This is a genomic window from Devosia sp. LjRoot3 (assembly GCF_964252865.1).
GTDB lineage: Bacteria > Pseudomonadota > Alphaproteobacteria > Rhizobiales > Devosiaceae > Devosia.
Genome location: NZ_CAXUPK020000007.1, coordinates 22,318 through 48,178 on the forward strand (window position 1 = coordinate 22,318; position 25,861 = coordinate 48,178).

Consider the following 25,861-nt stretch of genomic DNA (forward strand, 5'->3'; position numbering starts at 1 on the left):
TGTGTGCCTGTCTGCTAGACCCTCGCTTTCGGCAGCCTCGTGCTGATCGAAAATCCCACGACCTCTTCACGGGTCATTCCGAACCCAACAGATCGAATGTTCCGCGTTGAAGGTGCTCGGAATGGTGCATTCAATCGACGCCTTACGACCGCCTGGCAGCGCTGTCCCATGGCGACGGGCATTTTTCTCGTCGAACGCACCCATTGTCCACGAGCAAATTCCTTCCTTTCTAATCCTTTCCTCGAATTTTTTGGGGCATTTCTAATCCTTGTCACGGAGAACCAATTTCTATCAAGAGAAGTTCTAGTCCTAATTAGGTAGAATATTTTTCCTATGAAGTGAAGATATTGACACGTAATTTTCCAAGATCAATGATCGTGCCCGTTTGGTCACAACGGGGGAATAGCGATGAACTTTGACGACGAACCGACGATCAGCGTCGATATGGCAGATGCGCTTAGGCGCCTGCAGGATGCACTGGACAAGCGGGCTCAGAGCTCACCATCGCCGCGGAACAAGCAATTGGGCCTGGCATGCACCGTCTTAGTCAACACGGCCATCCGTTGCCGCGACCTGCAGACTTGTTACCCCTGCAAGTATCCCTGACATGGCAAAGGTGTTCATGCCGGATGGTGGCAGGCTCCAAGACCTTGGTTTCGTTGCCCTGGTTGATGTGCCTTGGCTCTTTGATAACGACGAGAGGTTGCTTCGAGAACACAGTCGGTACCTACGAGACCGAGCCATGGGTCGATGGTCACCGAGATCTACGATGGAGCGGGCCGTCGTTGTCAATGCGCCCTCGAAGCGCACGGTGAAGCAAGTCGCAGAGTCCTTGTCAGTTTTTGTCGACTGGTGCGCGAGAAACTCGAAGCATTGGAGAGATCTGTCCTACGATGACGTTCTCGCTTTCCAGAATGACATGATGAAGGGCCATGGAACAGGAAGTGGCCGGGCATTATCGCCAGTGACTGCAAACCTGCGTGCAACCGAGGCAACCGCCTTTCTTGAGTGGGCGGCTAGGCACACGCTTCGGCCCACTTTCACGGTCCCGCGCGTTGAGTCGCATCATCAATTTAACACCGGTACGTCGGTTCGTCCGGGAATGGCGCTCTCTCAAACTCGCAAGGGCAGGGCGAAGGAGGCCCGGGTCGCCAGCATCGCTGCCATTTCGCTGTTGCCTCCCCTGCAAGAAATCGTTGAGTGGCTTGCCCGCGTCAAGCTTGTAAGGGGCGTCTGCAAGTATCTGATGGCGAAGTTTATTCTCGAAACCGGAACTCGGCGAGATGAGACCGTAAACATCACCGTAGACATGATCCCGTCTATGCAACAAATCGACTTCCTCGCAACTCGAGGGGGCAGGGTGGGCTTCATACGGCTCACCAAAACCAAGGGTTCAGTTGAGCGAGAGATCGCTGTGGCACTTCCCTTCTTACGAGAGCTTCGCGACTGGATAGACACCAAACGGCTAACCATGCAGCTCCGCTGGAGCCGACGAACCGGTCTGCCGGCATCAAATCTCCTATTCATTTCAGACAGTCGGGGTCACGAGGGTAGACCGGTGTCCGCGACAACCCTCTACCGGGTGTTCAAAGGCGTTAAACCACGTCCAATCAAGTGGCATCCGCATTTCGGGCGCCATGCCTACGCCTGCTTCAGCGTCCTCCACGCACTTCAATATGAAGCGAAGATCATGCGCTCGGATCTGCATGGTATGGGGGCGGATTGGGTGTACAGCCGAGGCTCATTTCACCTGAAGCTGCTCCAAATTCACATGGGCCACGTAAACCAGAAAACGACAGAAACGTACCTGATCTGGCTGGCCACCGCCGTGGGGGTCCAAGATCTCTACGTCTCATGGCATGAATCATTGAGTGGGGAAAGCGAATGAGCACCGACGACTTGAAGTTCGTCGTAATGCCCGACGACGGGATTCCTTACGAAGTTGATCTTTCCGAATTCGCCCACGGACGTTCAGGAGTTTCAGTTTTAGCCAAGCTAAAGGGAATATGGTCTGGCGACTTCCAAGGTCGCTCCGGCTTTGCGGCAGATCTAAGAAAATGGTTTCATAGCGAGAGGCCGAAGGAACACAACGCAACAGCCGCTAGGGGGGCGATGCGGAGCCTTCTGCGTTTTCTTGACCGCTACGATGAACATCGTGTCGTGAAGGATGTCGGTGACCTTAGTGATCACCATGGCTTCTTGCTTTTCCGCGACCCCGATTTTGCTTCCCCCTATTCTGGAGTGAGATGGCTTGTAACTTCGCTGCTACGCGAACGTGAGTTGCCAGTCGTTCTCTGGCCCGCGCCGCCGCGTGAAGGTCTGAAACAACTGGACGACCTGGAAATGCAAGCAGTCTGGAAGGTTTACAGGGCCCTGAAAAAGGAAGCCCACGGGATCATGGCCATGTTTCGCGAAGGGCAGGATCTCGCGCGAAAGGGTGTCGATCCCCGGCAGTTGCCGCTCGGCGGGAGAAAGGCAGCCTGGCGGGACCGAAGCAATCAGGCATTCGTTATCAATAAAATCAGTGAAGCTGGGCTGCCTCGAGGCAGGTCGGAGCTTCGTGCGTTGGGTTGTAACGAGCTTATAGAGAGAACGGTGCACGGACCAAGCTACGTGGTACCAGGGATGATGCTGGGAACTGCGGGTGTCACAGGAGCGCTGCGTTGGTTTCACCCAAGCAAAGCTGAGACGATCGTCTTTCTGTGGTTGTTCTTGATCGGCACAGGATGGAATCTAGCTACAGCGCTTTCTCTGGATATATCGACCACCGAGAAATGGATGGAGGTTCATCCGCAAAAGTCTGGCATGCGGATAATTCATGCTTTCAAAGATCGAGCGGATAGGCATCAGTTCACCTTGAGTATGGAGGAGCCGCAGTTCCACCCATATCAATTGGTCACGTTCATGATCGCGAGAACGGCCGGTCTTCGGGCGACGCTTGTGAATGAGAAGGAAGCTCTGCTTGAGAGCGGACGCGCTGGAAACTTCAAAGCGCAACGCCGCATTGCGACAATCGATCAGGCCATAAAAAGCCCTTGGCTCTTTCACCGCATGGGCCGGACTGGTGTCGTCGATGCGCTAGTTGATGAAACCGAAGAAATAAACGGAGTCATTAGGAGTATCGTTGCTGCGCACGGGATAAAGAACATTAATCAACAAATCATCGACATTACCACGATGGACGTCAGACGTGCCTGGATTGGTCATGCCTACTACGCAAGTGGATATCATCTGCTTCTGACGCGCCTCGCTAGTCAACACAGCAATCTAAAAACACTCCGACATTACCTTAGGTCTCACCAGTTGCGGGCGACAAGTGAGAAGAAGGTTCGCTCGCTTCAAAACGCGATCCTCGAAGAGATCGCTGGGGGCAGGGTCGTCGACCCAACTCGTTTGCGACTGTTGGTCGAGACTGGGCAAATAACTCCGGAGGCAGAGCGTCGGTTGCTGGACCTCAGGCAACGCACCCGCCTCGGCATGGGCTGCCTATCGCCGACGACACCTCCGCGTGCGATCGCTCCCAACCACATGGAAGGCACCTACTGCAAGATTCAGCGCTGCACTGGATGCGAACATGGAGTTGTCTTCGAAGACAGCCTAAATCTTCTCGCACGATGCCATGCTGAGTTGGTCGAAATCAAAAAAACAATTCCACTAAATGCCTGGGTGGGTAGTTCTTTTGAGGACGAAGAGGTATCAATTTCTGAAACACTTAAGTGTTTCGACCCCAATGCTGTGGAAAAGGCCAAACAATCATGGGCCAATCTTATTCAAAGTGGCAAGGTGAAGGTGCACGATGTCTACCCAAATTACTAGCGTATGGCCGTCGTCGTGGATCGATATGCTCTCGGGGGAGTTGGGGAATTTTGACCAACTTGGAGCTCGCCCTTGGGGTGAGATATCCAATGTAGAATTTATGCCCGGGGTGAAGGTGGGGGACGATGAGTACGTCGTGCCGGGCGAGTGGTTGCCCAGGGGTGGGCTTCGTCGTCTTTCCAGACGATCGATTGCCCTAGTCGACGGACATGGAAGGGTTATTTCGTCTGATTCCGAAGTGGGGCGCAGTCTACGCAGATCGCTGGTGGCGATGATCATGCCGAGAATGACTGCTAGGGGCATTCTGACTTTGAAGCCAAGTACTTGGGTGGGGTACGCGCCTCAGGTAATGTCGATGGCGCGATGGTCGATAGAACACACATCATCCGCCAATGGTACCTTATGGTCGCATCTCAGCGAAGAGAATTGGCGAGAGATCATCGGGAATAGAAGTCCCCATGTCGCCGTTCGTTTGCGCGACGTCGGACTGCGTGGCCTGTTAAGCGACTATCCGATGGTTGATTTTGGCGTGCTCGGTCGACACGAAACGACCGCCATTGAACGATCCCTCCGCGGTCTGCCGGCTCAGCTGCCAAAAGAGCGCCCTGCGCCAACGCAATATAAGCCCCTTTCGGACGAGTTCGTAACTTCGTTCCTGTCGCGCGCGCTTTGGGTTCAGGCCAACCTTGCCGCTCAACTCATCGAGTGCTGGCGACTGGCGCGTGACGTCACCCCGCGCCCAGTGGTGTGGAGCTATACTTCGCTTCCTCGGGTCATCGCCGAAAGGAAAGAGATTATTGCTTCCTTTGATTGGCGTGATGCAAATGGTAGGCAATTACGAGAGCTGCCATGGCCCTGGAGGGCCCAAAAACACAACGGCAAACCGGTGCCGATAAGTGCGTGGCCTCCGACAGATTTCCTCAACCTCAAGGTAGCAATAGGTCTGCTGCAGGCGATGAACTTTTCTGTTCTGGCCTTCTGCACGGGCGCTCGACAGAGCGAGATACTCGCTGCCACTGACGCCTCCTTAGACCGCGATCATGGTCGGTTTCTTTCTCGGATCTTCAAAGTCAATGACGAGTTGCAAGGACACGCCAAGGACTGGCCCCTCCATCCCGCGGCTCTGAACGCACTAGAAATCCAAATACAGCTTGCTTCAGTAATAAGGGATGATGGCGAAGATCATATCTGGGTCACGATGCGGCAAGGAGCAGAGCCCGGATCATTGTTGCATGACGCAAATGGCATGCATCTCGCTGTTGTGCGCCAACTCGGGTTGGAGCACCTGCTCGACGGCGATGCACACCACCCACACAGATGGCGTTACACGGTGGCTCGACTTATCGCGCTAACCATTACAGCGGCCCCGCAGGTGCTCCAGGATTTGTTTGGTCATCGCGATGTTGAAATGACGCTCCGCTATATGCTCTCGGATCCCGAGATTGCCCAAGAGGCGCTCGCCGTAGCCGAAGAGGCGGCCTACGCTGTGGCCGAAGAAGCAATTGGAGATGTTATTTCCGGTAATGCGGGTGGACCGGCCGCAGAACCCCTGCGCAGCAGGCTCGAAGCGCTGAGAATGCGTCGGGGCGAAGACACTTTTTCGGCCGACACGCTTCGCGAGCTGACCCATATTTTGACCTTTGGGGGTCGATACTGGGAGCTTGTTCGCCCTGGGATAATTTGCACTAAAGCCCTAGGCGAATACGGCCCTTGCACGTCTGGCCGCGGAAGGCCAGATCCCGGTGCGTGCCGTACTGGCTGTGATCATCGTCTCGAGTCGGGGAGGGCACGCAGAGACTGCGAGGAACTGCTCAATGCCCTCCTCGCGGAGCTCGCACAAGCGTACAGTGAAGGGCTCGTCATGTTGATTGCAAACCTTGAGGGACAAGTTCTAGCCAGCTTGAAGCGCTGGCCGGAAGTTCGAGAGAGAATTCTGAGCAGCAGCCCCAACGCAAAAAGGATATGGGAAGCGGCTCATGGTGCATAGGGAGTTGCCGGAGAGGCCCCTTTCCATCGCGGATAAGGGGCGGTCCGTGGCGCGGTTGAAACGAAGAAATACTCGCGCCGCCATCGAGGATGCGATGGAAGCAATTTCGAAAGACATCGAAATCAACGACGGCATTTACCCGAATTCAAACGGCAAAATCTCAGCATCAGAGGTGCTTCACCGGGCCGGACTTTCCTCGGCCGCCCTACAGAAACCTGCAAACCGCGAGCTCAGACTCGAGGTAAATACTTGGGTTCGGGTTGTTCAGTCTAAGCTCGCACGAGGCGCCAAAAGCGTTCGAAAGTCTGTAACGGACCGGGTAGATTCCGCGCGTTTGGAAATGAAGCAGCTTCGCCAAGTTTGGCTAGAGGCCGAACTCGAGTACGTTGAAACGATACGGCAGAACGCAGAATTGAGAGAGCACTGCGAGGAGCTGGAGCGAGAAAATCGTCGACTAAGAGCCAGCATCGCCGGCGCGAACATCCACTCAATCAATCAATCCACCTCTCCCTGAGCCCTGCCCGCCGCCCCCGACTGCGGGCAGCGGCGCGCGCAGTCGCCAGCCCGCAATCCTGGACGCACCTCTCGACGCTGTCACCGGAATATATCACGGCATATATGCCGACTGCCAACGATCTGATTTATCGGTCTAAACTGGCATTCGTGTTCACCTAACGGTGGGGCATTTCTGCTCTGTCGCATGCCGAGGGATCGTGGCGTGTTTCCTGGTCAGTGGGCACTGTCGGGTGGCGGCATGGAGCCGGGCGAGACGATGGAAGAGGCGCTGCGTCGCGAAATCCGCGAGGAGCTGGGCGAACGGCTGGTGATCGAGACGGTGACCCCGTTCCGGTTCCGCGATGATCTTCGGGTAAAGACCTATGCCGATGGGCGGACGGAAGAGATTTACATGATCTATCTGATCTTCGATTGCCACGCGGCGAACCGGGATGTGGTGATCAACGAAGAGTTCGACGAATATGCCTGGGTCCGGCCGGAAGATTTAGCCGGATATGACCTCAACGCGGCGACGCGCGTGACGTTCGCCGCGAAGGGATTTTTGTAGTCACCGATCTTCCTTCTCCCCTTGTGGGAGAAGGTGGCGCGTAGCGCCGGATGAGGGGTATTCTTGCGATGGCCCAACTACCTCCTCTGCGGAGGATGGCTACCCCTCACCCTGACCAATTTGCTGAACGCAAAGTTGGTCTTTCCCTCTCCCTCAAGGGGCGAGGGAGGGCCAGAGGCTTAGCCCCACGGATTCTCCACCATCGGCCAGATATCCTTGCGCGCTTTGCGGTAGTTCGTTTCCGCGGGGCGGTTCGGATAGGGTTTTCCGGCCGAGCAGTAGATGATCTCCGACGCGATTTTTGAGAACGAGTCGTAAAAATGGTTGGTCGACTTGATGAGCAGAATTTTCCGCGATTTTGGGTCGATGCCGAGGGCGGAATAAAGGCTCGGGTCAAAGCTTTGCGCGCGGGTTGAGTTGAGGATCACGTCGATGCCGTCGAAGTGAATCCAGGCGGCGTCACCAAACGGCGCAAAGCTTTCGCCGAAACGCATTTCAGCGTCGCGAACGAGTTTTTTCACCGTGACGCGCTTGTCGATGGGGCTTCCGGTATCAGGCGCGGACTTGGCGCCGAAGCGGAGCTGGATTTCGGCGCCTTCGCCGGCCGCAAAGCAGATCTGAACCGCGATCGGGTCCCAGATGGTGCCGACGGCGACGTCGGTGGCGCCGCGGGAGATGAATTCGGCAAGGAGAACGGTGGCGTCGCCCGCCGTACCGCCGCCGGGATTGTCCCAGACGTCGGCGACGACGACGGGGCCCTTTGCGGCCGCGAGGGCTGCGTCCACGGCGACCTTTTCATCGACCTGGGCCACCATGGTGGTGCCGCGCATGGCAAAGAGTTCGCGACCGAGCTTTTCGGCAAGGGCTGCGCCCTTTTCCGGATCGTTGTCGGTAACAGCCAAGACCTTGGTGCCCATTTCGGGCACGTCGCCGGCCATGAAGCCGTGGACGACGGAGAGGGAAAGCAGGCCCGGCTCGGATTTTTCGAGCGCCATGAGCTTGTCGACGAAACCGCGCATCGGCTGGCGCGAAGTCGGGAAGACGTCGATCATGCGGCAATCGAAGACCGTCATCACCGGCTTGATCTCGCCCTTGAGGGCGCGGGCGGCGATGTCCCAGAGATCCCGGGCACGATCGACGAAGTCGGTATGCGGGAATTCCTTGAAGTAGACGAAGAAGTCGGCGGCTTCAGCGCGCTTCCTGGTGAGATGGCTGTGCGGATCGAGTTCGGCACAGACGAGAATGTCCGGCCCGACGATCTCGCGCACGCGGGAAAGAATGTCGCCTTCGCAATCGTCATAGCCCTGCGCGACCATGGCGCCGTGAAGGCCGAGGACGACACCGTCCACGGGCATGGCGGCGCGGAGCTGGTCCAAAATGGCGTCGCGCAGCTCTTCATAAGTGGTGCGGGCGACAAGGCCAGCCGGATCGGCCCAGCTGGCGCTGCCCTCGATCAGGGTCCAGCCTTCCCTCGCGCAGACTTCGCGGCCGACGGTGATCGGTGCGGTGCAGAGGGTCGGGGTCGCCGGATGTTCGCCGGGGCCGGCATGGAGCGAAGCTTCAAAGGCGCGCTTGTCGACGGCGATGGGGGAAAATGTATTGGTCTCGGTGGCGAGGGCGGCTGTGAAAACGCGCACGAGAAGCTTCCAGCAAATGAACAAATGAAGGTGCCGAAAGAGAGGTCGGCAATTGTGACACTAGCATATCGTTTGCAGGGCTTCACGTAAGAAATTTACATTCTTTGGGGTGGCAGACGGGGGTTTTGGGTATATTTTCGACCAATCCTGCGCCAAAAGAGTAATAGAATTTCATTTTGCCTCAAGGAGGGCCTCATGCCCATCAAGCGTTATGGCGCGGAAAAGTCCGGTGCCGGTGGCCAGAACCTGCCTTTCGCCCGTGCCGTGGAAGCCGGCGGCTTTCTCTATGTTTCGGGCCAGGTGGCCATGAAGGATGGCGAGATCGTCAGGGGTGGTATCGTCGAGGAGACGCATCTGACGATCAAGAACGTGCTGGCTATTTTGGAAGAGGCTGGCTACGGGCCGGAGCACATCGTGCGCGTTGGTGTGTGGCTCGATGACCCGCGGGACTTCTGGAGCTTTAATGGCGTCTACAAGAGCTATTTTGGCGAGCATCCGCCGGCCCGCGCCTGCGTGCAGAGCCGCATGATGGTGGATTGCAAGGTCGAGATCGACTGCGTGGCGTATAAGGGGCCGTGAGGCCTCTCTTTTGCGCTGAATGCGCTGCTCCCTGTAGTGTCGTCATTGCCGGGCTTGTCCCGGCAATCCATCTTGGGGAGGCCCGCCATCCTGCGGATGGCATGCCATTCTGCGAATGGCATGGACCACCGGGACGAGCCCGGTGGTGACGATGGTGGAGATATCGGGGATGGCGCGCGAAGGGTGCGCACTCCCAGGACTAAGGGACAAGACATGACGCAAACCTCCCCCTTCCGGCTTGACGGAAAGACCGTGCTCATCACCGGGGCCGGTGGCGGCATCGGGCGGTCGCTCGTGGCGGTGTTTCATGAGGCGGGCGCCAATGTCGTCGGTGCCGATCGCGAAGCCGCGCTGCTCGACGGGCTGCCGCTCGTGCGAAAAGTGCTGTTCGACCAGGCTGATATGGCCGGGACGCGGGCTGCGGTTTCGGCCGATATTGTAGCGCATGGCGTCTATGATGCGGTGGTTGCCAATGTCGGGTTCACCCGGGCCGAGCATTTTGGCATGGTCGATGATGCCGTCTGGACCAGCGAACTCAATATCAATCTCAATGGCGCCTATGCGCTGACCGATCCGATCATTGCGGCCATGGGCATACTGGGTCGTGGCGCGCTGGTGTTCATCTCTTCGGTCAACGCCATGGGTCACTATGGCAACCCCGCTTATTCGGCGGCCAAGGCCGGTTTGGTTGCCTATGCCAAGGGTGTTGCTGTCGAGCGTGGGGCGGAAGGTGTGCGCGCCAATGTCGTGGCGCCCGGTTCGGTGCGGACGCCGGCCTGGGACCATCGGCTTGCGGCAGATTCGACCCTGCTCGACAATGTGCTGCCGCACTATCCGCTGGGACGCATGGTCACCCCTGTGGAAGTGGCCAACGCCGCGCTGTTCCTGTGCTCGGATGCGGCTTCAGGGATTACCGGCACGCTGTTGCCGGTCGATGCCGGGCTGACAGCGGGTAATCTCAGATTTGTCGATGAAGTGCTGAGGGGCAAATGACCTCCATTTTTGAACTCGAAACCCCGGTTGTCCTTGTCGACCTGGACAAGGCCGAAGCGAACCTGAAGAACGCGCAGGATGCCGCCGACAAGGCGGGGATCAAGCTCAGGCCGCATATCAAGACCCACAAACTGCCGCGCTTTGCCAAGCGCCAGGTGGAGCTGGGCGCGGTTGGGATCACGGTCCAAAAATTGGGCGAGGCCGAGGTGATGGCCGATGCCGGGCTGACCGATCTGCTTCTTACCTTCAACATCATTGGGGCGAAGAAGCGGGCGCGGCTGAAGGCGCTGCATGATCGGGTTGATATTCGCGTCGTTGCCGATAGCGCCGAGACGGTTGCTGGACTGGCCGAGACTTTTGTTGATCCGGCAAAACCGCTCGGGGTTTTTGTCGAATGCGATACCGGCATGGGGCGTTGTGGCGTGCAATCGCCTGCGGCAGCGTTGGAACTGGCCAAAAAGATCGCGGCGGCGCCGGGGCTGAGCTTTGCCGGGCTGATGACCTATCCGGCTGCCGGAAAGTACAAGGAAGCCCAGCAGTGGCTGGCTGATGCCAAGGCGCTGTTCGATGGCGCGGGTGTGGCTCTGCCCGAGATCACGACGGGCGGTACGCCCGATATCTGGCATATGAGCGAAGCGGGCGTCGCGACCGAATATCGGCCGGGCACCTATATCTATATGGATCGCTCGCAGGTTGTGGCCGGCGCCGCGACCTTTGAGCAATGCGCGCTGACCGTGCTGGCGACGGTTGTGTCGCGGCCAACAGATGGCCGGGCCATCATTGATGCCGGGACCAAGACGCTGACCAGCGATCTCTTGGGTATGCAAGGCCACGGCTATGTGGTGGATTTCCCGGACGCAAAAATCGCCGGGCTGAGCGAGGAGCACGGTACGCTCGATGTGTCGGCTTGTGCGGTTAAGCCCAGAATTGGTGACGTCATCCGCATCATTCCCAATCACTGCTGCCCGGTGAGCAATCTCTTCGACACGGTCACACTGGTGCGTGGCGATGAGGTGCTCGAGACGGTGCCGGTGGCGGCGCGGGGGCGGGTGGACTGAGCTCGTGCTTGAGCGCGCCTTCTTTGATCGCCCCGTGCTGGAGGTCGCGCCGGAACTGGTCGGCGCGACTTTGCTTGTTGATGGAGTGGGTGGGGAAATCGTCGAGGTGGAAGCCTATGACGACAGCGATCCCGCCTCGCATAGTTTTCGCGGACCGACGCCGCGAAATGCCGCCATGTTCGGGCCGGCGGGGCATGCCTATCTCTACAAGATCTACGGCATTCATTTTTGTCTCAACTTCGTTTGCCGGCCGGGTAGCGCCATCCTGATCCGGGCGCTGCGGCCAACGGTGGGTTTTGACGCCATGCACGAGCGGCGGGGCGGGGTGGTCGACAAGCAGCTGTGCTCGGGGCCGGGAAAACTGGCCGAGGCACTGGGGCTCGATCTCACGCAGAATGGATTGGCGCTGGACGAAGAGCCGTTTCAATTGATTGCCGCGACCGCGCCGCGCGAAGTGGCGACCGGATTGCGTATCGGCATTACCAAGGGCGTCGAAACGCCTTGGCGGTTTGTCGAGCGGGGGTCGCCTTATCTCAGCAAGCCGCTGAAATAGTCACCTTGTGATCGCGCGCGGCGCAACCGGCCTTTGCTCCATTCGTTCCACTTTGACGAAGCATAGCGCGCGTCAACCGGACGCGGTGGTATGAGGAACGGGCAGGTTTTTCCGGTTTCCCGCCCGGCCAACGAAATGGCAGCCGAGCCTCTGTCCCATCCGCGCTATGCCTTCGTTCCCGTTTCGGAGCGAGAGGAGCCAGCCATGCCCCAGGGCGATAAATCCGCCTATACCGACAAGCAGAAGCGCAAGGCGGCGCATATCGAGGAAAGCTACAAGGAGCAGGGGCTTTCCGAGGATGAAGCGGAGAGCCGCGCCTGGGCCACGGTCAACAAACAGGATGGCGGCGGCAAGAAGTCGGGTTCGGGCCGGGCGCGGAGGAAAGGCGCGACGCATCACTAGGTGATAGTCGCCACTGGCGTGTTGCGCCCGGGTGAGTCGCGTGATTCAAGAGAGGCGTGCAAGCGCTCGACTCAATTGACCTGTTTTCGCCCCACCGTGCCGAGCGGCCGACCCCGCTTGAGGTTTTGCGCGACATTTTTGGGCACAAGCAGTTTCGTGGTCAGCAGGATCAGGTGATCGACCAGCTCGTCGCCGGCGGCGACGCGGTTGTGCTGTTCCCGACGGGCGCCGGCAAGTCCATGTGCTTCCAGATTCCGGCCATTTGCCGACCGGGCGTCGGCATTGTGGTGTCGCCGCTCATTGCGCTGATGCGCGATCAGGTGGAGGCGCTGAAGCAGGCGGGGGTGGCCGCGGCGGCGCTCAATTCTTCGCTGTCGCCGGAAGAGGCGAGTTTGGTGCGCCGGCAATTGCGGTCCGGGGAATTGGACCTCCTCTATGTGGCGCCCGAACGGGTGGCGACGCCGGGCTTTGCCAATATGCTTTCGGGTGTCGATATCGCGCTCTTTGCCATCGACGAGGCCCACTGCGTGAGCCAGTGGGGGCACGATTTCCGGCCGGAATATCGCGAGCTTATTCACCTGGTGGAGCTGTTCCCCGGCGTGCCGCGCATTGCGCTGACGGCCACGGCCGATCCGACGACACGCGAAGATATTATTGAACGTCTGGGGCTCGAACAGGCCAAGGTTTTTACCACCTCGTTCGACCGGCCGAACATTTCCTATTCCATCGTCGAGCGCGACAAGCCGCGCGAGCAATTGCTGGATTTCCTCTCCGGCCACAAGGGCGAGAGCGGCATTGTCTATTGCCTCTCCCGCGCCAAGGTCGAGGACATGGCCGACTACCTCTCGCGCAAGGGGATCCGGGCGCTGCCCTATCATGCCGGCATGTCGGCAGACCTGCGCAGTGCCAATCAGGATGCGTTCCTCAAGGAAGAAGGCCTGTGCCTCGTGGCGACGGTCGCCTTTGGCATGGGCATCGACAAGCCGGACGTGCGCTATGTGGCGCATATGGATCTGCCGGCTTCGATTGAGGCTTACTACCAGGAGACTGGGCGCGGTGGGCGCGACGGGCAGCCAGCCGATGCCTGGATGAGCTATGGCATGGCCGACGTGGTGCAACGCCGGCGCATGATCGACGAGGGCGGGGCGCCGGACGAGGTGAAGCGCCTCGAACACGGCAAGCTCAATGCGCTGCTCGGCGTCTGCGAAACGGCGGAATGCCGGCGCAAGGCGATTTTGAACCATTTCGGCGAGGCGCATGCCGGCAATTGCGGCAATTGCGATACCTGCCGCTCGCCGGTGGAAAGCTGGGACGGGACCGAGGCGGCGATCAAGGGGCTGGCGGCGATTTTCCGGACTGGCCAGCGTTTTGGCGCGGCGCATGTGATCGACGTGCTGGTGGGCAAGGAGACCGAGAAGGTCCAGCGTTTTGGGCACCAGAACCAGCCGGTGTTCGGGCAGGGGCGCGAGCTTGATGCCAAGGCCTGGCAATCGGTGTTGCGGCAATTGACGGCCATGGGGCTGATTGTCGTCGACCATGCCAATCACGGCGCGCTGACGCTAGGCGAAGGCGCGCGGGCGGTGTTCAAGAAAGAGCGCGGCGTAACGCTACGGAAAGACCGGCCGAAAAAGGCGGTCGAAGTGCGGCGGCAGCTCAGCAAGGCGGTCAATCTGCCAGAGCATGCGCAGGGGCTTTTCGATGCCCTGCGCAGCGAGCGGCTGAAAATCGCGAAAAGCCAGGGCGTACCGCCCTATGTGATTTTCCATGATGCGACGCTGCGCGCCATGGCGCTGGCGCGCCCGACGCATCCGCATGACATGCTCAATCTGCCCGGCGTCGGGCAGGGCAAACTCGATCGCTATGGCGAGGCGTTTTTGGCGGTGGTGATTGGGTATGCCGGAGAATAAGCTTCCCGCGATCTTCGATATGGTCGAAGGTGTTTCCGAGTCCGAAGGGGGCTCCCGAGGCGGAGGCGGCTCAGAGAGTAAAAGCCAGCCCAAACGCCCACGTCTCCCCATCATCGACATTGCCCGTGGCGTCGCCATTCTCGCTATGGCCTTTTATCATCTCTGCTGGGACCTCTGGTATTTCGGGTTTCTGGCAGCCGATGTGGGTTTTGATCCGCGCTGGGTGTTCTTTGCCCGCACGATCCTGGCGAGTTTTTTGTTGCTCGTCGGTGTGGGCCTCGTGCTCGGGCATGGCGAGGGGATACGCTGGAAAAGCTTTTGGCGGCGCTGGCTTTTTGCCTTTGGCGGGGCGCTGGCGATCACCGTCGGCACGCTCATCGCCTTCCCGGAAAGCTTTGTCTACTTTGGCGTGCTGCATGCCATTGCGCTCTTCATGCTCATGGCCCTGCCGTTTCTTTTCGTGCCGGTGGTGGTTGTGGCGCTGGTGGCTTTGGCTTTCATCCTGCCGCCCTTCTTCTTTGCCGATCCGCTGTTCAACGAGAAGGTTTTCTCCTGGCTTGGCTTCTGGGTGACCCCGCCCATCACCAATGATCTCGTGCCGGTTTTTCCGTGGTTCGGCGCGGTGCTGATTGGCGTCCTGGTGACGCGGCTGGGCAAGACCGCGCTTCTGCCGAAACTGGCGACTATCCAGCCGACCGGAAAACTGCCGCGAGGCTTTGCGTTTCTGGGGCGCTGGAGCCTGCCGTTCTATCTCATCCACCAGCCCATCTTGCTGGCGGTGATCGTGCCGCTCTCAATGTTCTTCGGTACACAGGATGCGCTGCGCGAGCAGGATTTTCTGCGCTCGTGCCAATCGACCTGCGAAAGCGCAGGAACCACGGCGGAGATGTGCACGACCTATTGCCAGTGCGGGCTCGAAGGGCTCGACGAGGACGAACTTTGGGATGCGGTCTATACCGGCGTGCTGAGCCCGGAGCAGCAGACAAAGCTCGATGAGAACAACCGGCAATGTTCGGCACTGATCTATCCCGAATTGCTCGAAGCACCAGCGCAATAGCAATTGTTCAGGCGCAGTTCAGGGCGCCGTGATAGGGCAAGGGGCAGAGGAGCCCTGCCATGCGCCACGCCGCCTTCCTGCTCGCCCTGTTTGCCGCCACCCCCGCACTGGGAGATGAGGTCCGCACCTTTCTCGGTACGCTCAATGGACGAGAAATTCTGGTCGAACTGACTGACGCGAAGAGCGGGCCAGTGGTGGGGCGCTACACGTTCAAGGACACTGGCGGCGACGTGCCGCTGCTGGCCGTGTCGCAGGAAGGCAATGCCTTTGCGCTCTACGAGGAAGCGCCCTGCGACGAAACCACCTGCGAAACCGACGACGAGGGCAAGGCGGTCGATCCGCCGCTCGCCGCCGTCTGGGAGCTGACCTATGACCCGACGGAATACATGGCCACGGGCAAGCGCACGACGCTGGACAGCAAGCCCAAGACCGTCGATCTCACGCTCGAAGTGCTCGCCTGGCGCGACCTAGACTCGTCCGAAACCCTGACGCCCTTTGGGCTTCATGATCGATCCGCGGCCCTCGGTTTCCATGAGGGTGCCGCGCTCGACTGGAGCGCTGCACCCTATGAAATGAGCCTGCTTGACGTTGAATTTGACGAAGGGCCGGAACAGGCGCTCGGCGACGCGACTTTTCGCGACGTGACCGATCCGCGGACCAAATTCGCCTTTCCGCGCGTGACGGCTTTTGCCGATGGCGCACCGGTCGACAAGGTCAATGCCATCCTGTCCGAACGTCATGGCCGCATGAACCTTTCGGCCTTCGATTGCCTCGCCTTCCGCTATGCGACCTATGGCAAGGGCGAATATATGGGCTCCATGGGCGGCACGCTGGGCGACTATGACGGCGAGCTGGTGACCCTGAGCTATGCTTCGCCAAAACTGGTAAGCTGGGTGCAGTCGGGCAGTCTCTGGTGCACCGGGGCGCATCCCTACAATCACATCGACAGCTACACCTTTGACGTCGAGACCGGCGAGCCGCTCGATCTGGCACAGGTGTTTTCGGCCTGGGTGCCGCGCGAATGGGGCGCGGCGGTTGATGAGGTCGCCGATGCCGAGGCGGCTGCGGCCAATCCGGATGCCTACTTCTGGGGCCCGAGTTTTGGCCTGATCGCCTATGTGCGGGACAATATCCCCTCCGATCTCTTCGATGCCGAGCTTGCGTCCGAATGTATCAACCCTCAAGCCATTGCCGAAAATCTCGACATCCGGTTCAGCGAGCGTGATGCGGTGACGTTCACCCTCTCGGGCTTTCCCCACGTCATATCGGTGTGCAATGGCGATCTGTTCTCGGCGCCACTGGATGAGGTGAAGCAGTTTTTGGGCAAGGGGGCTGCGGACTATTTTCCGGGGATATTGTAGTTTGATCGTGCCTCCCGTTTACCCCCACCTTTGATCCCTCCCCTTGATGGGGAGAGTGAGGGTGGGAGAGGGATCCAAAGAAGCTGGCCCCGGCATGGCCCCTTGCCAAAGCATCGCTGGCGACAGGGGCAAAGCTCGGTCATGAAGAGGTCATGTCCCCGCTGCTCCTTGCCATTATCGCCCTAGCCACTTTCTGCACCTCGATCCTGTCGGGGATTTTCGGCATGGCTGGGGGAATGATCCTGCTGGCGGCACTGATGACTGTGCTGCCAGTGGCGACGGCCATTGCGGTGCAGGGTGTCATCCAGCTTGTTGCCAATGGCTCGCGCGCCATTTTCTCCCGCCAATATATCGACTGGCGGATTCTCGGGACCATCTGTCTGGGATTGATCACCGCGGCGACGCTGCTGTTCATCGTGCGCTACACGCCCGATTTCGTCACCGTCTGTATCGCCGTGGGGCTTATGCCGATCCTTGTCTGGATTCCCAAGGATTGGCTGGCGCTCGATGCCAGCAAGCCGTTGCATGGCTTTCTCTGCGGCTTCTTCGGGTCAGGGCTCAACCTTGCGGTGGGCGTTGCCGGACCGACCATCGACATCTTTTTCATTCGCACCGAGATGGACCGCCGCACGGTTATTGCCACCAAAGCGGCGGCGCAGGTGCTCTCGCATGGCGCCAAGATCGTCTTTTATGGCGCCGTGGCCTCGGCCGTGGGTGTGGGCGATTGGGCCATTGCCCTCGTTGCCGCGCCCTTTGCCATTCTCGGTACCAATGTCGGCTACCGCATCCTGCAGCGGCTGACCGATGACAATTTCCGTAAATGGACGCGCTGGATCGTCACCGGTATCGGCCTTTTCTATCTTTCGCGTGGGTTGATGGCGCTGGCCGCTGGCTAAACCCCTCATTTGCGGGCTTACGCACAATCAAATGCCCAAAAATACGCCGAGTGGTTTTGAACTCCCGCAATCGCCCTCTATGGTGCGCGTGGGAGACGACATGGCACCTTTCGACAGCGTAACCGCGCGACTTATCCTGCTTTTGGCTGAAACAGGCTCGATCGGCCGCGCCGCCGAGCGCGAGGGGATCGCATCTTCGGCCGTCAGCCGGCGCGTGTCCGATCTCGAAGCGCGGCTGGGCGTGGTGCTGTTCGATCGTTCGGCGCAGGGTGTCAAATTGACCAGCGCCGGCGAGGCCTATGCCGAAGGTTGTCGTACGGTTCTACGTTCGATCGCCGATCTCGATGCTGTCATGGCCGAATTCGGTTCGGGCCTGCGCGGGAGCTTGCGCCTCGCCTCGACCGGCTCGGCGCTGACCGGCCGCCTGCCGGAATTGCTTGCTCGCTACGCCCAGAAATTTCCGGGCATCGAAATCGCCATCGCCGAAATGGGCGCCGCCAAGGCGCTCCTGGCGCTCGACGAGGGCCGGGCCGATGTGGCCATCGTTTCGGACAATTACGATTTTGCCCGCTTTGATATCAGGCCCTTCGAGGATGAACGGGTCTGGGTGCTGGCGCCGCCCGATCATCCGCTGGCAAAGCAGATCGAGCCGCGCAAGGCCATCTCCTTCGATGCGGCGCTGCCCTATGCCATGGTCGGGGTGCATCATACCGGTTCGCTCGACCGCCTGCTTTCGGAGGCGGCGAATGCCAAGGGGCAAAAACTGACCGAAACGCTGCGGGTGGAAAGTTTTCCCGCGCTGGTGCGCATGGTCGAGGCCGGCTTTGGTATCGGCTTCCTGCGGTCGACGAGCCTGCATCTGCTTGCCGGCACCGACCTTGTCTGCGCGCCGCTGGCCGAAAGCTGGGCCATGCGGCAATTGCTGGTGGCGCGACGCAAGTCGAGCCCGCTCTCGGCGGCAATGAAGAGCTTTATTGCGCTCTGCGCCGAGACATACGCGCCCTCCAGCTGAAACGTTTTCGCAACGGGCTGCGTAAACCACGCAAAATAAAAGCGATTCTAATCTGACAAAAGTCTGATTGGCTGCGTCATATTTTCCTTTGACTCGCCCAAATGTGCTGGCTAGGAACCTTGATAAGCGCTGTCAGGATTTCGATGGCGTGTCCCTTGATGCAAACCGATTGGATCGTTCCCGTGACATCGCTTTTCCGCACCACTGCATTCGCTGCGGCCCTCTTTGCCAGTGCCGCTGTGCTCGCCCCTATGGCTTTTGCCCAGGACAAGGTGATCACCCATGCTCAGGGTGAAACCACGCTGACCGGCGTGCCGGCAAAAGTGCTGGTGCAGGACTGGGCCGTGTTCGACGATCTCAACGCCCTGGGCGTTGTTGTCGCGGGCGTTCCGTCGTCCAACGCGCCGACCTATCTCGGCGACAAGATTCCGGCCGATGCAATCCAGATCGGTTCGCTGTTCGAGCCCGACTTTGAAGGCATTGCCGCAGCCGAAGCCGATGTCTATTTCATCGCCGCCCGTTCGCGCGAAGCCATCGGCACCTCCAAGGACATCCTGCCCACGATCGACCTCTCGGTCGACAACGGCTCCATCGTCGAAGGCGTCAAGAAGAACATGACGACGCTTGGCGACATCTTCGGCCTCGAAGCCAAGGCCACCGAACTCAATGCCGCGCTCGATGCCAAGGTCGCTGAAGTGAAAGCTGCGGCCGAAGGCAAGGGCAATGCCCTGGTGCTCGTGACCAATGCCGGCAAGCTCGGCGTCTATGGCCCGGATTCGCGCGTTTCCTGGATCTACAACGAAGTGGGCATGCCCTCGGCGCTCGATGGCGTGAAGGACGGCGATCACGGTGGTGACTCCGTGTCGTTCGAATTCCTCCTCGAAGTGAACCCGGACTGGGTGTTCGTCGTCGATCGTGATGCCGGCACCGGCGAAAACGCTGGCGCTGCCCAGGCCCTGCTCGACAACGAACTCTTCAACCAGACGACGGCCGCCAAGGAAGGTCACATCGTCTATGTCGATCCGCAGGCCTCCTACATTTCCATGCACGGCTACCAGGGCGTGCTGCTGCTGCTCGACCAGGTTCTGGCTGGGCTGAATAGCTAAAGACTAAACAGGTGGCCGGAGCGATCCGGCCACCGGCTTTGCTTAAGGCCCCTCCTTGCGCATTCTGCTTCTTGCCTTTCTCGCGACGCTGATCCTGGCTTTCATCAGCCTCTTTGTCGGCGTCAGCGATGTGTCGCTGCCTGCCTTGCTGTCGGGCACGGCGGATGCGCGCGCTGTCGAAATCTTCTTCATCAGCCGCGTGCCGCGCACCCTGGCATTGATGCTTGCCGGCGCCTCCATGGCCATTGCCGGTCTCGTCATGCAGATGGTGGTGCGCAATCGCTTCGTCGAACCCTCGACGGCGGGCACGAGTGAATCCGCGGCTCTGGGTTTTCTGGTTGTGACGCTGCTGGCGCCCGAATGGCCGCTGATGGCCAAGATGGCGGTTTCGGCGCTCTTTGCGCTGGGTGGCACGGCGCTGTTCCTGCGCATCCTGCGCGCGGTACCGCTGCGCGATGTGCTGCTGGTGCCGCTGGTCGGCATCATGCTCGGCGGCGTCATCGGTGCGGTCAGCGCCTTCATCGCCTATCGCACCAATCTCATGGCCTCGCTGCTCGCCTGGAACATGGGCGATTTTTCGGGCGTCTTGCGTGGGCGCTATGAGCTGCTCTGGCTTGGGCTGGCAGGGGGAATTCTCGCCTATATCGCGGCGGATCGCTTTACCGTTGCCGGCATGGGCAAGGATTTCACCACCAATCTCGGTCTCAACTACAAGCGCGTCATGGTGCTGGGGCTGGTGATCGTCTCCGTGGTCAGCGCCGTGGTGCTGGTTTCGGTTGGGTCGATCCCGTTCCTGGGGCTGATCGTGCCCAATCTCGTCAGCCTCGTTGTCGGCGACAATATGCGCCGCACCGTGCCCTGGGTGGCGGTGGGCGGGGCAGGCTTTGTGCTCGCCTGCGATATCGTCGGGCGTTTGATCCGCTTTCCCTACGAAATCCCGATTGCCGTGGTCATGGGCGTCGTGGGCAGCGCCGTGTTCCTCTATCTCCTGTTGAGGACGCCGCGTCATGCAAGCTGACCTCGCTTTGGAAGTTGGGAAGAAACGGCTGTCGCGGCCGGCTTTGGTGCTGATCGCGCTCGGCGTCGCGGCGCTCGTTTCCATCGCGCTGTTCATGACGCTCGATGCCAAGGGGAGCTGGAGCTTTGTGCTCTCCTTCCGCGGCAAGAAACTGCTCTCGCTGGTGCTGGTCGCCTATTCGGTGGCGGTGTCGACGGTGTTGTTCCAGACGGTTACGAACAACCGCATCCTGACGCCCTCGATCATGGGTTTTGATGCGCTCTATGTGCTGATCAAGACAGCGGTCGTATTCTTCTTCGGCGTTTCGGCGCTGGTGTCGATCGATAGCCAGCTCCAGTTCGTCGTCGAACTCTTCGTCATGGTCGGGTTTTCCTTCCTGCTGTTCCGCTGGCTGTTTCTGGGCGAAGAGCGGAGCCTGCATCTGCTCGTGCTCGTCGGCATCGTCTTCGGGATTCTGTTCCGCAGTCTGTCGCAACTGATGCAGCGCATGCTCGATCCCGGCGCTTTCAATGTGTTGCAGGACACACTGTTTGCTTCGTTCGCGACGACTGATCCGACATTGCTGGGCATTGCGACCGTCATCGTGGCGATCGCGAGTTTTGTTGGCTGGCGGCTGATGCACACCTATGACGTGCTTTCGCTCGGCCGCGCGCAGGCGATCAATCTTGGGGTCGACTACAAGCGTACTGTCGCCGTCATTCTGGTGCTGGTTGCGATCCTTGTGTCGGTCTCGACAGCGCTGGTGGGACCGGTGACGTTCTTCGGCCTCCTCGTCGCGACGCTGGCGCATTCGCTGATCGGCAATTCAAAGCACCGCTATGTGCTGCCGGCGGCGGTGCTGCTTGGCGTGATTGCGCTGGTGGGCGGGCAGACCCTGCTGGAGCGCGTCTTTGCCTTCGATACGGCCCTGTCCATTATCATCGAGTTTCTGGGCGGCCTCGTTTTCATTGTCCTGGTGCTGCGGAGATCGGCCCGATGATCATCACCTCCGATGTCAGCAAATCCTATGGCGAGAGCACTGTTGTCGACGGCGTGTCGCTGAGCCTGCCCAAGGGCGGCATCACCTCCATCATCGGGCCCAATGGCGCAGGGAAATCGACGCTGCTCTCCATGGTCAGTCGCTTGATGGCGATGGACAAGGGCTCGGTCACGGTCGACGGGCTCGATGTCAGCAAGACCCCGGGCGACGTGCTGGCGCGGCGGCTTTCGATCCTGCGGCAGGACAATCACATGACCGCGCGCCTCACGGTGCACGATCTCGTCTCCTTCGGGCGCTATCCCTATTCCAAGGGGCGGCTCAATGCCGACGACAAGGTGCATATCGATGAAGCCATCGGCTATCTCGATCTCACCGCCCTGTCGGGGCGGTTTCTCGACGAGCTTTCGGGCGGGCAGCGGCAGCGGGCTTTTGTCGCCATGGTGCTGTGCCAGGACACGGACTACGTGCTGCTCGACGAGCCGCTCAACAATCTCGATATGAAGCATGCCATGGGCATGATGAAGCTGTTGCAGCGGGCGGCGAGCGAATTGGGCAAGACCGTCGTGCTGGTGCTGCACGACATCAATTTCGCCTCCTGGTACTCCACCCACATCGTCGCCATGAAGCATGGCAAGGTGGCGGCGCAAGGGTCGGTAGGTGAAATGATCCGGCCCGACGTGCTTTCATCCATTTATGAAATGGACATCAAGGTGCACGAAATCGGCGGGCAGTTGATCAGCGTCTACTACGGCTGATCCGAGATCAGCGTTTACTACGGCTGATCGACGGTCATTTCCGCAAAGCACACGACCTGGCCGCGGCCGCCGGCCTTGGCGGCATAGCAGGCAGCATCGGCCTCGCCGAGATAGCCAAGGCCCGATTCCGAGCGCGATTTTATGACAGTGACGCCGATACTGGCGCCGATCCGATAGAGGCGGCCATTCCAGGAAAAGGCGAGCGAGGCGATGGCGCGCACGATCTTTTCGGCGACCTTGCGGCCATTGGCGAGCGGGCAGTCTTCCAGCAAGACGGCGAATTCGTCGCCGCCGAGCCGGGCGGCAAGGTCGTGGCCGCGACAGGCGCCGCGAATGGTTTCAGCCACCTGCTTGAGCAGCGCATCGCCCGCGGCATGGCCGGCCGTGTCATTGACCGGCTTGAACCGGTCGAGATCGACATAGAGGAGGCAATGCTGCCGCTGCCCATCGCGCGCCGAGGTCATGGCGGTGCTCATGGCGCGATCGAAGGCGGCGCGATTGGGCAGGCCCGTGAGCACGTCGTGGCTGGCGGAGTGGACGAGCTGGCGCTGCAGGGCGCGGCTCTGGGTAATATCCTGGAAGACGAGGACGGCACCCGAAACCTTGCCGTCGGGCGTGGTGACGGGGGAGGCGGAGCAGCGGATGTCGCGGGCCTGGCCATCGCGCGACACGAGCACCACCTCGTCTTCCACTTCCATCGCCTGCCGATGGGTGAGGCAAGCGACTGCCGGGCAGGGCGCCGCCTCATTGGAATGGGCATGGCGGAGAGGAAAGACGGCCTCGGCCAAAAGGCCCTTGGCCTCGGCGGCGGAAAAGCCGGTAAAACGCTCGGCGGCGGGATTGATGAAGGTCACGCGGCCTTCGCCGTCGGTGGCGATCATGCCATCGGCAATGGCTTCCAGAGTAACGCGCAGGCGCTCCTTTTCGGCCGCCAGCTCCTGCTCCACGGTTTTCAGATAGGTAATGTCGGTATCGGTGCCGATGGTGCGCAGCGGCTCGCCGCTCTCGTCCCATTCGACTGGGCGACCGCGGCTCAAAATCCAGATGTAGCGGCCGTCGCGGGTCAGCTCGCGATATTCGAGCGCGTCGAAACTATTGTCGCCCTGATCCTGCCGATGGACATTGGCCATGACATGCGGGCGATCCTCGGGGTGGATGCGCTGCAGCCACTTGACCTGATCGCCATCGACTTCCTCGTCGGCCGGGATGCCGCGCATCTTTCGCCACATGCGCGAATAGAACATCGTATCCCTGCGGATATCGTGATCCCAGACGCCCTGCCTTGCGCCCTCGAGCGCGTGGTTCCAGCGGCTTTCCGAATAGGCGAGAGCTTCTTCGGCACGCTTCTGCAATTCTATGCTGGTGACCTGCAGGATCAGACAATCGGGATGGCCGTCATCGTCCGTCGAGAGGGCGGCGGCGAGCATGACCCAGATCGGGTGCCCATCGGCATGGATCAGGCGGTGTTCGCCGCGATAATGGGTGGTTTCGCCGCGCGCGAGGCGCACCAGATGCTGCCGCGCCGCGCCGGTATCGTCGGGGTGGATGAGGCCAAAGCCATCGAGATTGTGACCGACCTCGAGTTTGTGGCCGAGTAGGCGGGTAAAGGCGGGATTGAGATAGCGCACCGCGCCATCGAGCCCGGTGACGAGCATGCCGACCGGCGCGATTTCGGCAAGGCGCGACAGCACCGGCACGGCGCGCTGGGTGCGCCGTGGCCGTGTCACGCGCCGTTGCGCCGTGCGCGCGAGGCTCATGCCATCAAACCTCGATGAGCGAGAGGATGAAATCGCGTTCGAGCGCGAGGCCCGCCCATTCGTGCGGCTGGTCGGCATCGAAGATCAGCGTGTATGGGCCCTTGTAGCCGGCCTCTTCGGCCGCCCCGACACAGGCGCCGTAATCGGCCTCGTCGAGCTGGCCACCGACAAAGCTCGCCTTGGCGTGGCAGAGTTCGGCCCGCGCAAAGATCGAGGCGAGATCCTCGTACTTGCTGTCGCCGCCCCAATTGCCGAAATCGCCCAAAAGGCCGACCTTGCCTTCGAGCCGATCGAGCACTTCGTGCACGGTTTCCGGCGTGGAGAGCAGGTCGAACCAGTTTTCCGTCACCAGCCGCACCGATGATCCGGCATTGCCGGCGGCGAGGCGTTTGAGCGCGGCGACGGAGTGGTCGATATTGGCCCTGCTTGGTTTTTGCTTGCCGGCAATGATGCGGGCATTTTCGGCGCCGAGTTCATTGGCAACGTCGAGCCAGCCGGCAATCCAGGCTTCGTCACGGGCGCCATTCTCGGGATGGGTGATATCGCCGGCGTCGATCAGCAGGGTCTGAAGCGTCACTTCCGAGACCTTCAGCTGGTCCCGCAGTTCGGCGAGATAAATGGAATCGCGGCTGCGCATGTGGAAGGAGACGATCTCCAGCCGGTGATAGCCATGATTGGCGAGCACCGAGGGCAGGCCGAGCAGCGACTCGCTGCCTTCCCCATAGGTGTCGTCGCCCGGTCCAACGGCGCTGGTGGTCAAATCATGCGGATAGGTCGTGCCCAAAAGGCGATGCAACGACCAGGTGGAGACCGCGATGCGGTCAGCACTCTGGGCCATAAAGTCTCTCCCCAATTCCTCCTTGTGCAGAATCTCACGCACTTGGAGGGGCTGCAATACAATTTGTTATAGCGACAAACGATTAGGGTCGGCGACGCTCACCTGACACTCGCCTGCAAACGCCAGCGCTCACGTACCAACGTACGCTCCGCTCCGGTTCTCGCAAGCCGCCATTTTCGGCTGAGCGTCAGGTAAACGCCATCCAACCCTACGCCACGCGATAGATGCGCTCGGCATTCCGGGAAAAGAGCTTTTCCTGGTTCTCGGTGGTTTCGCCCGCAACGATCTCGCGTGCCGCTTCGACCCAGCGGGTGAGCGAGCCGGTGAGAGTGACGACCGGATGGTCCGAACCCCAGACGACGCGGTCCCAGCCAAAGCTGTCGATGACATGCTCGACATAGGGACGCAGGGTTTCATGGGTCCAGTCCGGATCGCAGTGATTTACGATGCCCGAAACCTTGCCCATGACATTGGGCAGGGCGGCGACTTGCCTGAGACTCTGCCGCCATGGGTCGAGGCCAATGCCATTGATGTCGGGATTGCCGCAATGGTCGAGGATGAAGGTCACTTCGGGGACTTTTTTCGCCAGCGCGACGCCCAGATACAGCTGATCGGCGCGGAGGCATAGGTCGAAAGTGAGCCCATGCTGGGCGAGGAGGCGCAGATTGTCGGCGAAGAGTTGGGGTTCGCTGACATCGTCCGGCACTTCGTGGAGAATGCGGCGCAGGCCTTTTATGCGCCCCTTGCCAACGGCGAGCAGTTTTTCGAGCTGGGCCGAGAAATCCGCATGCTCGGGGCGGCACGCCGCGATGGCGCCCGTGATGCCGGGGAGGCCGAGGACGAATTCGGTCTCGGCCAAGATATCGGCTTCAGCGACATCTACCTCCATATGGAATGCGGCTTCGACGCCCAGTGGCTTCGCCTCGGCCCAATAGGCCTCTACGCTCCACGGCTTGTTGATGGCCGGAGCGTTGCCGAGCCAGGGGTAGGAAAGCCGGTCGGGATAGATGAGGTGAAGGTGGGTGTCGATAATGCGCATGGTTGTCCTCCTGCGCCCTAGCTAGCAGAAAATTGCGGCGTTCACAGG

22 protein-coding genes and 1 pseudogene are annotated in these 25,861 nt (G+C 60.2%); 19 read left to right on the forward strand and 4 right to left on the reverse strand.

The window, feature by feature from the left end:
- The first annotated feature begins 769 nt into the window (after positions 1 to 769).
- From ACSQ2A_RS20915 to nudI, 5 genes are all read left to right on the forward strand, one after another.
- Positions 770 to 1,888: a tyrosine-type recombinase/integrase gene (locus tag ACSQ2A_RS20915; protein ID WP_436073794.1), complete on the forward strand. Its 1,119-nt coding sequence runs from the start codon at positions 770 to 772 to the stop codon at positions 1,886 to 1,888.
- Positions 1,885 to 3,816, forward strand: a complete 1,932-nt coding sequence (locus ACSQ2A_RS20920; RefSeq protein ID WP_436073795.1) for a hypothetical protein — start codon at positions 1,885 to 1,887, stop codon at positions 3,814 to 3,816. Before ACSQ2A_RS20915 ends, ACSQ2A_RS20920 begins: the two co-directional genes overlap by 4 nt.
- A 355-nt stretch (positions 3,817 to 4,171) precedes the next feature.
- Entirely contained in the window at positions 4,172 to 5,803 is a 1,632-nt protein-coding gene (locus ACSQ2A_RS20925) for a tyrosine-type recombinase/integrase (RefSeq protein ID WP_436073796.1), read from the forward strand.
- Between the two features lie 46 nt (positions 5,804 to 5,849).
- Positions 5,850 to 6,317 carry a hypothetical protein gene (locus ACSQ2A_RS20930; protein WP_436073797.1) on the forward strand — a complete coding sequence of 156 codons (468 nt, stop codon included), beginning with the start codon at positions 5,850 to 5,852 and terminating at the stop codon, positions 6,315 to 6,317.
- Between the two features lie 129 nt (positions 6,318 to 6,446).
- Positions 6,447 to 6,866, forward strand: coding sequence for a nucleoside triphosphatase NudI (gene nudI, locus ACSQ2A_RS20935; RefSeq protein ID WP_436073900.1), 420 nt, complete (start codon positions 6,447 to 6,449; stop codon positions 6,864 to 6,866).
- 179 nt (positions 6,867 to 7,045) lie between these two features.
- On the opposite strand, the gene ACSQ2A_RS20940 is transcribed toward nudI, so the two are convergent.
- Positions 7,046 to 8,503 (reverse strand): M81 family metallopeptidase, encoded by a 1,458-nt coding sequence (locus ACSQ2A_RS20940; protein ID WP_436073798.1) that lies wholly within the window; start codon positions 8,501 to 8,503, stop codon positions 7,046 to 7,048.
- 195 nt (positions 8,504 to 8,698) lie between these two features.
- Here ACSQ2A_RS20940 and ACSQ2A_RS20945 point away from each other — a divergent pair, with 195 nt between their 5' ends.
- The 14 genes and pseudogenes from ACSQ2A_RS20945 (at position 8,699) to ACSQ2A_RS21010 (ending at position 22,179) form a co-directional block, all read left to right on the forward strand.
- The gene (locus ACSQ2A_RS20945) at positions 8,699 to 9,082 is read left to right on the forward strand and encodes a RidA family protein (protein WP_035079531.1); all 384 of its coding nucleotides are present in this window, start codon (positions 8,699 to 8,701) and stop codon (positions 9,080 to 9,082) included.
- A 213-nt stretch (positions 9,083 to 9,295) separates the two neighbouring features.
- Positions 9,296 to 10,075, forward strand: a complete 780-nt coding sequence (locus ACSQ2A_RS20950) for an SDR family oxidoreductase (protein ID WP_436073799.1) — start codon at positions 9,296 to 9,298, stop codon at positions 10,073 to 10,075.
- Positions 10,072 to 11,133, forward strand: a complete 1,062-nt coding sequence (locus ACSQ2A_RS20955; RefSeq protein ID WP_436073800.1) for a D-TA family PLP-dependent enzyme — start codon at positions 10,072 to 10,074, stop codon at positions 11,131 to 11,133. Before ACSQ2A_RS20950 ends, ACSQ2A_RS20955 begins: the two co-directional genes overlap by 4 nt.
- Positions 11,084 to 11,686: a DNA-3-methyladenine glycosylase gene (locus ACSQ2A_RS20960; RefSeq protein WP_436073801.1), complete on the forward strand. Its 603-nt coding sequence runs from the start codon at positions 11,084 to 11,086 to the stop codon at positions 11,684 to 11,686. Before ACSQ2A_RS20955 ends, ACSQ2A_RS20960 begins: the two co-directional genes overlap by 50 nt.
- A gap of 204 nt (positions 11,687 to 11,890) precedes the next feature.
- Positions 11,891 to 12,067 (forward strand): annotated as a pseudogene (locus tag ACSQ2A_RS20965) (plasmid stabilization protein); the annotation flags it as partial.
- A gap of 77 nt (positions 12,068 to 12,144) precedes the next feature.
- Entirely contained in the window at positions 12,145 to 13,995 is a 1,851-nt protein-coding gene (gene recQ / locus ACSQ2A_RS20970) for a DNA helicase RecQ (RefSeq protein ID WP_436073802.1), read from the forward strand.
- A complete protein-coding gene (locus ACSQ2A_RS20975; RefSeq protein WP_436073803.1) occupies positions 13,982 to 15,052 on the forward strand; it encodes a heparan-alpha-glucosaminide N-acetyltransferase in 1,071 nt (356 codons plus the stop codon). Before recQ ends, ACSQ2A_RS20975 begins: the two co-directional genes overlap by 14 nt.
- A gap of 59 nt (positions 15,053 to 15,111) precedes the next feature.
- Positions 15,112 to 16,413, forward strand: coding sequence for a hypothetical protein (locus ACSQ2A_RS20980; protein WP_436073804.1), 1,302 nt, complete (start codon positions 15,112 to 15,114; stop codon positions 16,411 to 16,413).
- A gap of 152 nt (positions 16,414 to 16,565) precedes the next feature.
- A complete protein-coding gene (locus ACSQ2A_RS20985; RefSeq protein WP_436073805.1) occupies positions 16,566 to 17,309 on the forward strand; it encodes a sulfite exporter TauE/SafE family protein in 744 nt (247 codons plus the stop codon).
- A 100-nt stretch (positions 17,310 to 17,409) separates the two neighbouring features.
- Positions 17,410 to 18,321: a LysR family transcriptional regulator gene (locus ACSQ2A_RS20990; RefSeq protein ID WP_295414240.1), complete on the forward strand. Its 912-nt coding sequence runs from the start codon at positions 17,410 to 17,412 to the stop codon at positions 18,319 to 18,321.
- A 182-nt stretch (positions 18,322 to 18,503) separates the two neighbouring features.
- Positions 18,504 to 19,427: a siderophore ABC transporter substrate-binding protein gene (locus tag ACSQ2A_RS20995; RefSeq protein WP_436073806.1), complete on the forward strand. Its 924-nt coding sequence runs from the start codon at positions 18,504 to 18,506 to the stop codon at positions 19,425 to 19,427.
- 55 nt (positions 19,428 to 19,482) lie between these two features.
- Entirely contained in the window at positions 19,483 to 20,445 is a 963-nt protein-coding gene (locus ACSQ2A_RS21000) for an ABC transporter permease (RefSeq protein ID WP_436073807.1), read from the forward strand.
- On the forward strand, positions 20,435 to 21,424 hold the full coding sequence (locus ACSQ2A_RS21005; protein ID WP_436073808.1) for an iron chelate uptake ABC transporter family permease subunit: 990 nt from the start codon (positions 20,435 to 20,437) through the stop codon (positions 21,422 to 21,424). The genes ACSQ2A_RS21000 and ACSQ2A_RS21005 overlap by 11 nt, the downstream gene beginning before the upstream one ends.
- Positions 21,421 to 22,179: an iron ABC transporter ATP-binding protein gene (locus ACSQ2A_RS21010; RefSeq protein WP_295414245.1), complete on the forward strand. Its 759-nt coding sequence runs from the start codon at positions 21,421 to 21,423 to the stop codon at positions 22,177 to 22,179. Before ACSQ2A_RS21005 ends, ACSQ2A_RS21010 begins: the two co-directional genes overlap by 4 nt.
- 17 nt (positions 22,180 to 22,196) lie before the next feature.
- Here the strand turns inward: ACSQ2A_RS21010 and ACSQ2A_RS21015 are convergent, their stop codons facing one another.
- From ACSQ2A_RS21015 to ACSQ2A_RS21025, 3 genes are all read right to left on the reverse strand, one after another.
- Positions 22,197 to 23,936, reverse strand: coding sequence for a PAS domain S-box protein (locus ACSQ2A_RS21015; protein ID WP_436073809.1), 1,740 nt, complete (start codon positions 23,934 to 23,936; stop codon positions 22,197 to 22,199).
- 4 nt (positions 23,937 to 23,940) lie between these two features.
- Positions 23,941 to 24,774: a sugar phosphate isomerase/epimerase family protein gene (locus tag ACSQ2A_RS21020; RefSeq protein ID WP_436073810.1), complete on the reverse strand. Its 834-nt coding sequence runs from the start codon at positions 24,772 to 24,774 to the stop codon at positions 23,941 to 23,943.
- Positions 24,775 to 24,982: 208 nt separating this feature from the next.
- Positions 24,983 to 25,813 (reverse strand): amidohydrolase family protein, encoded by an 831-nt coding sequence (locus ACSQ2A_RS21025; protein WP_436073811.1) that lies wholly within the window; start codon positions 25,811 to 25,813, stop codon positions 24,983 to 24,985.
- Positions 25,814 to 25,861: the final 48 nt, after the last annotated feature.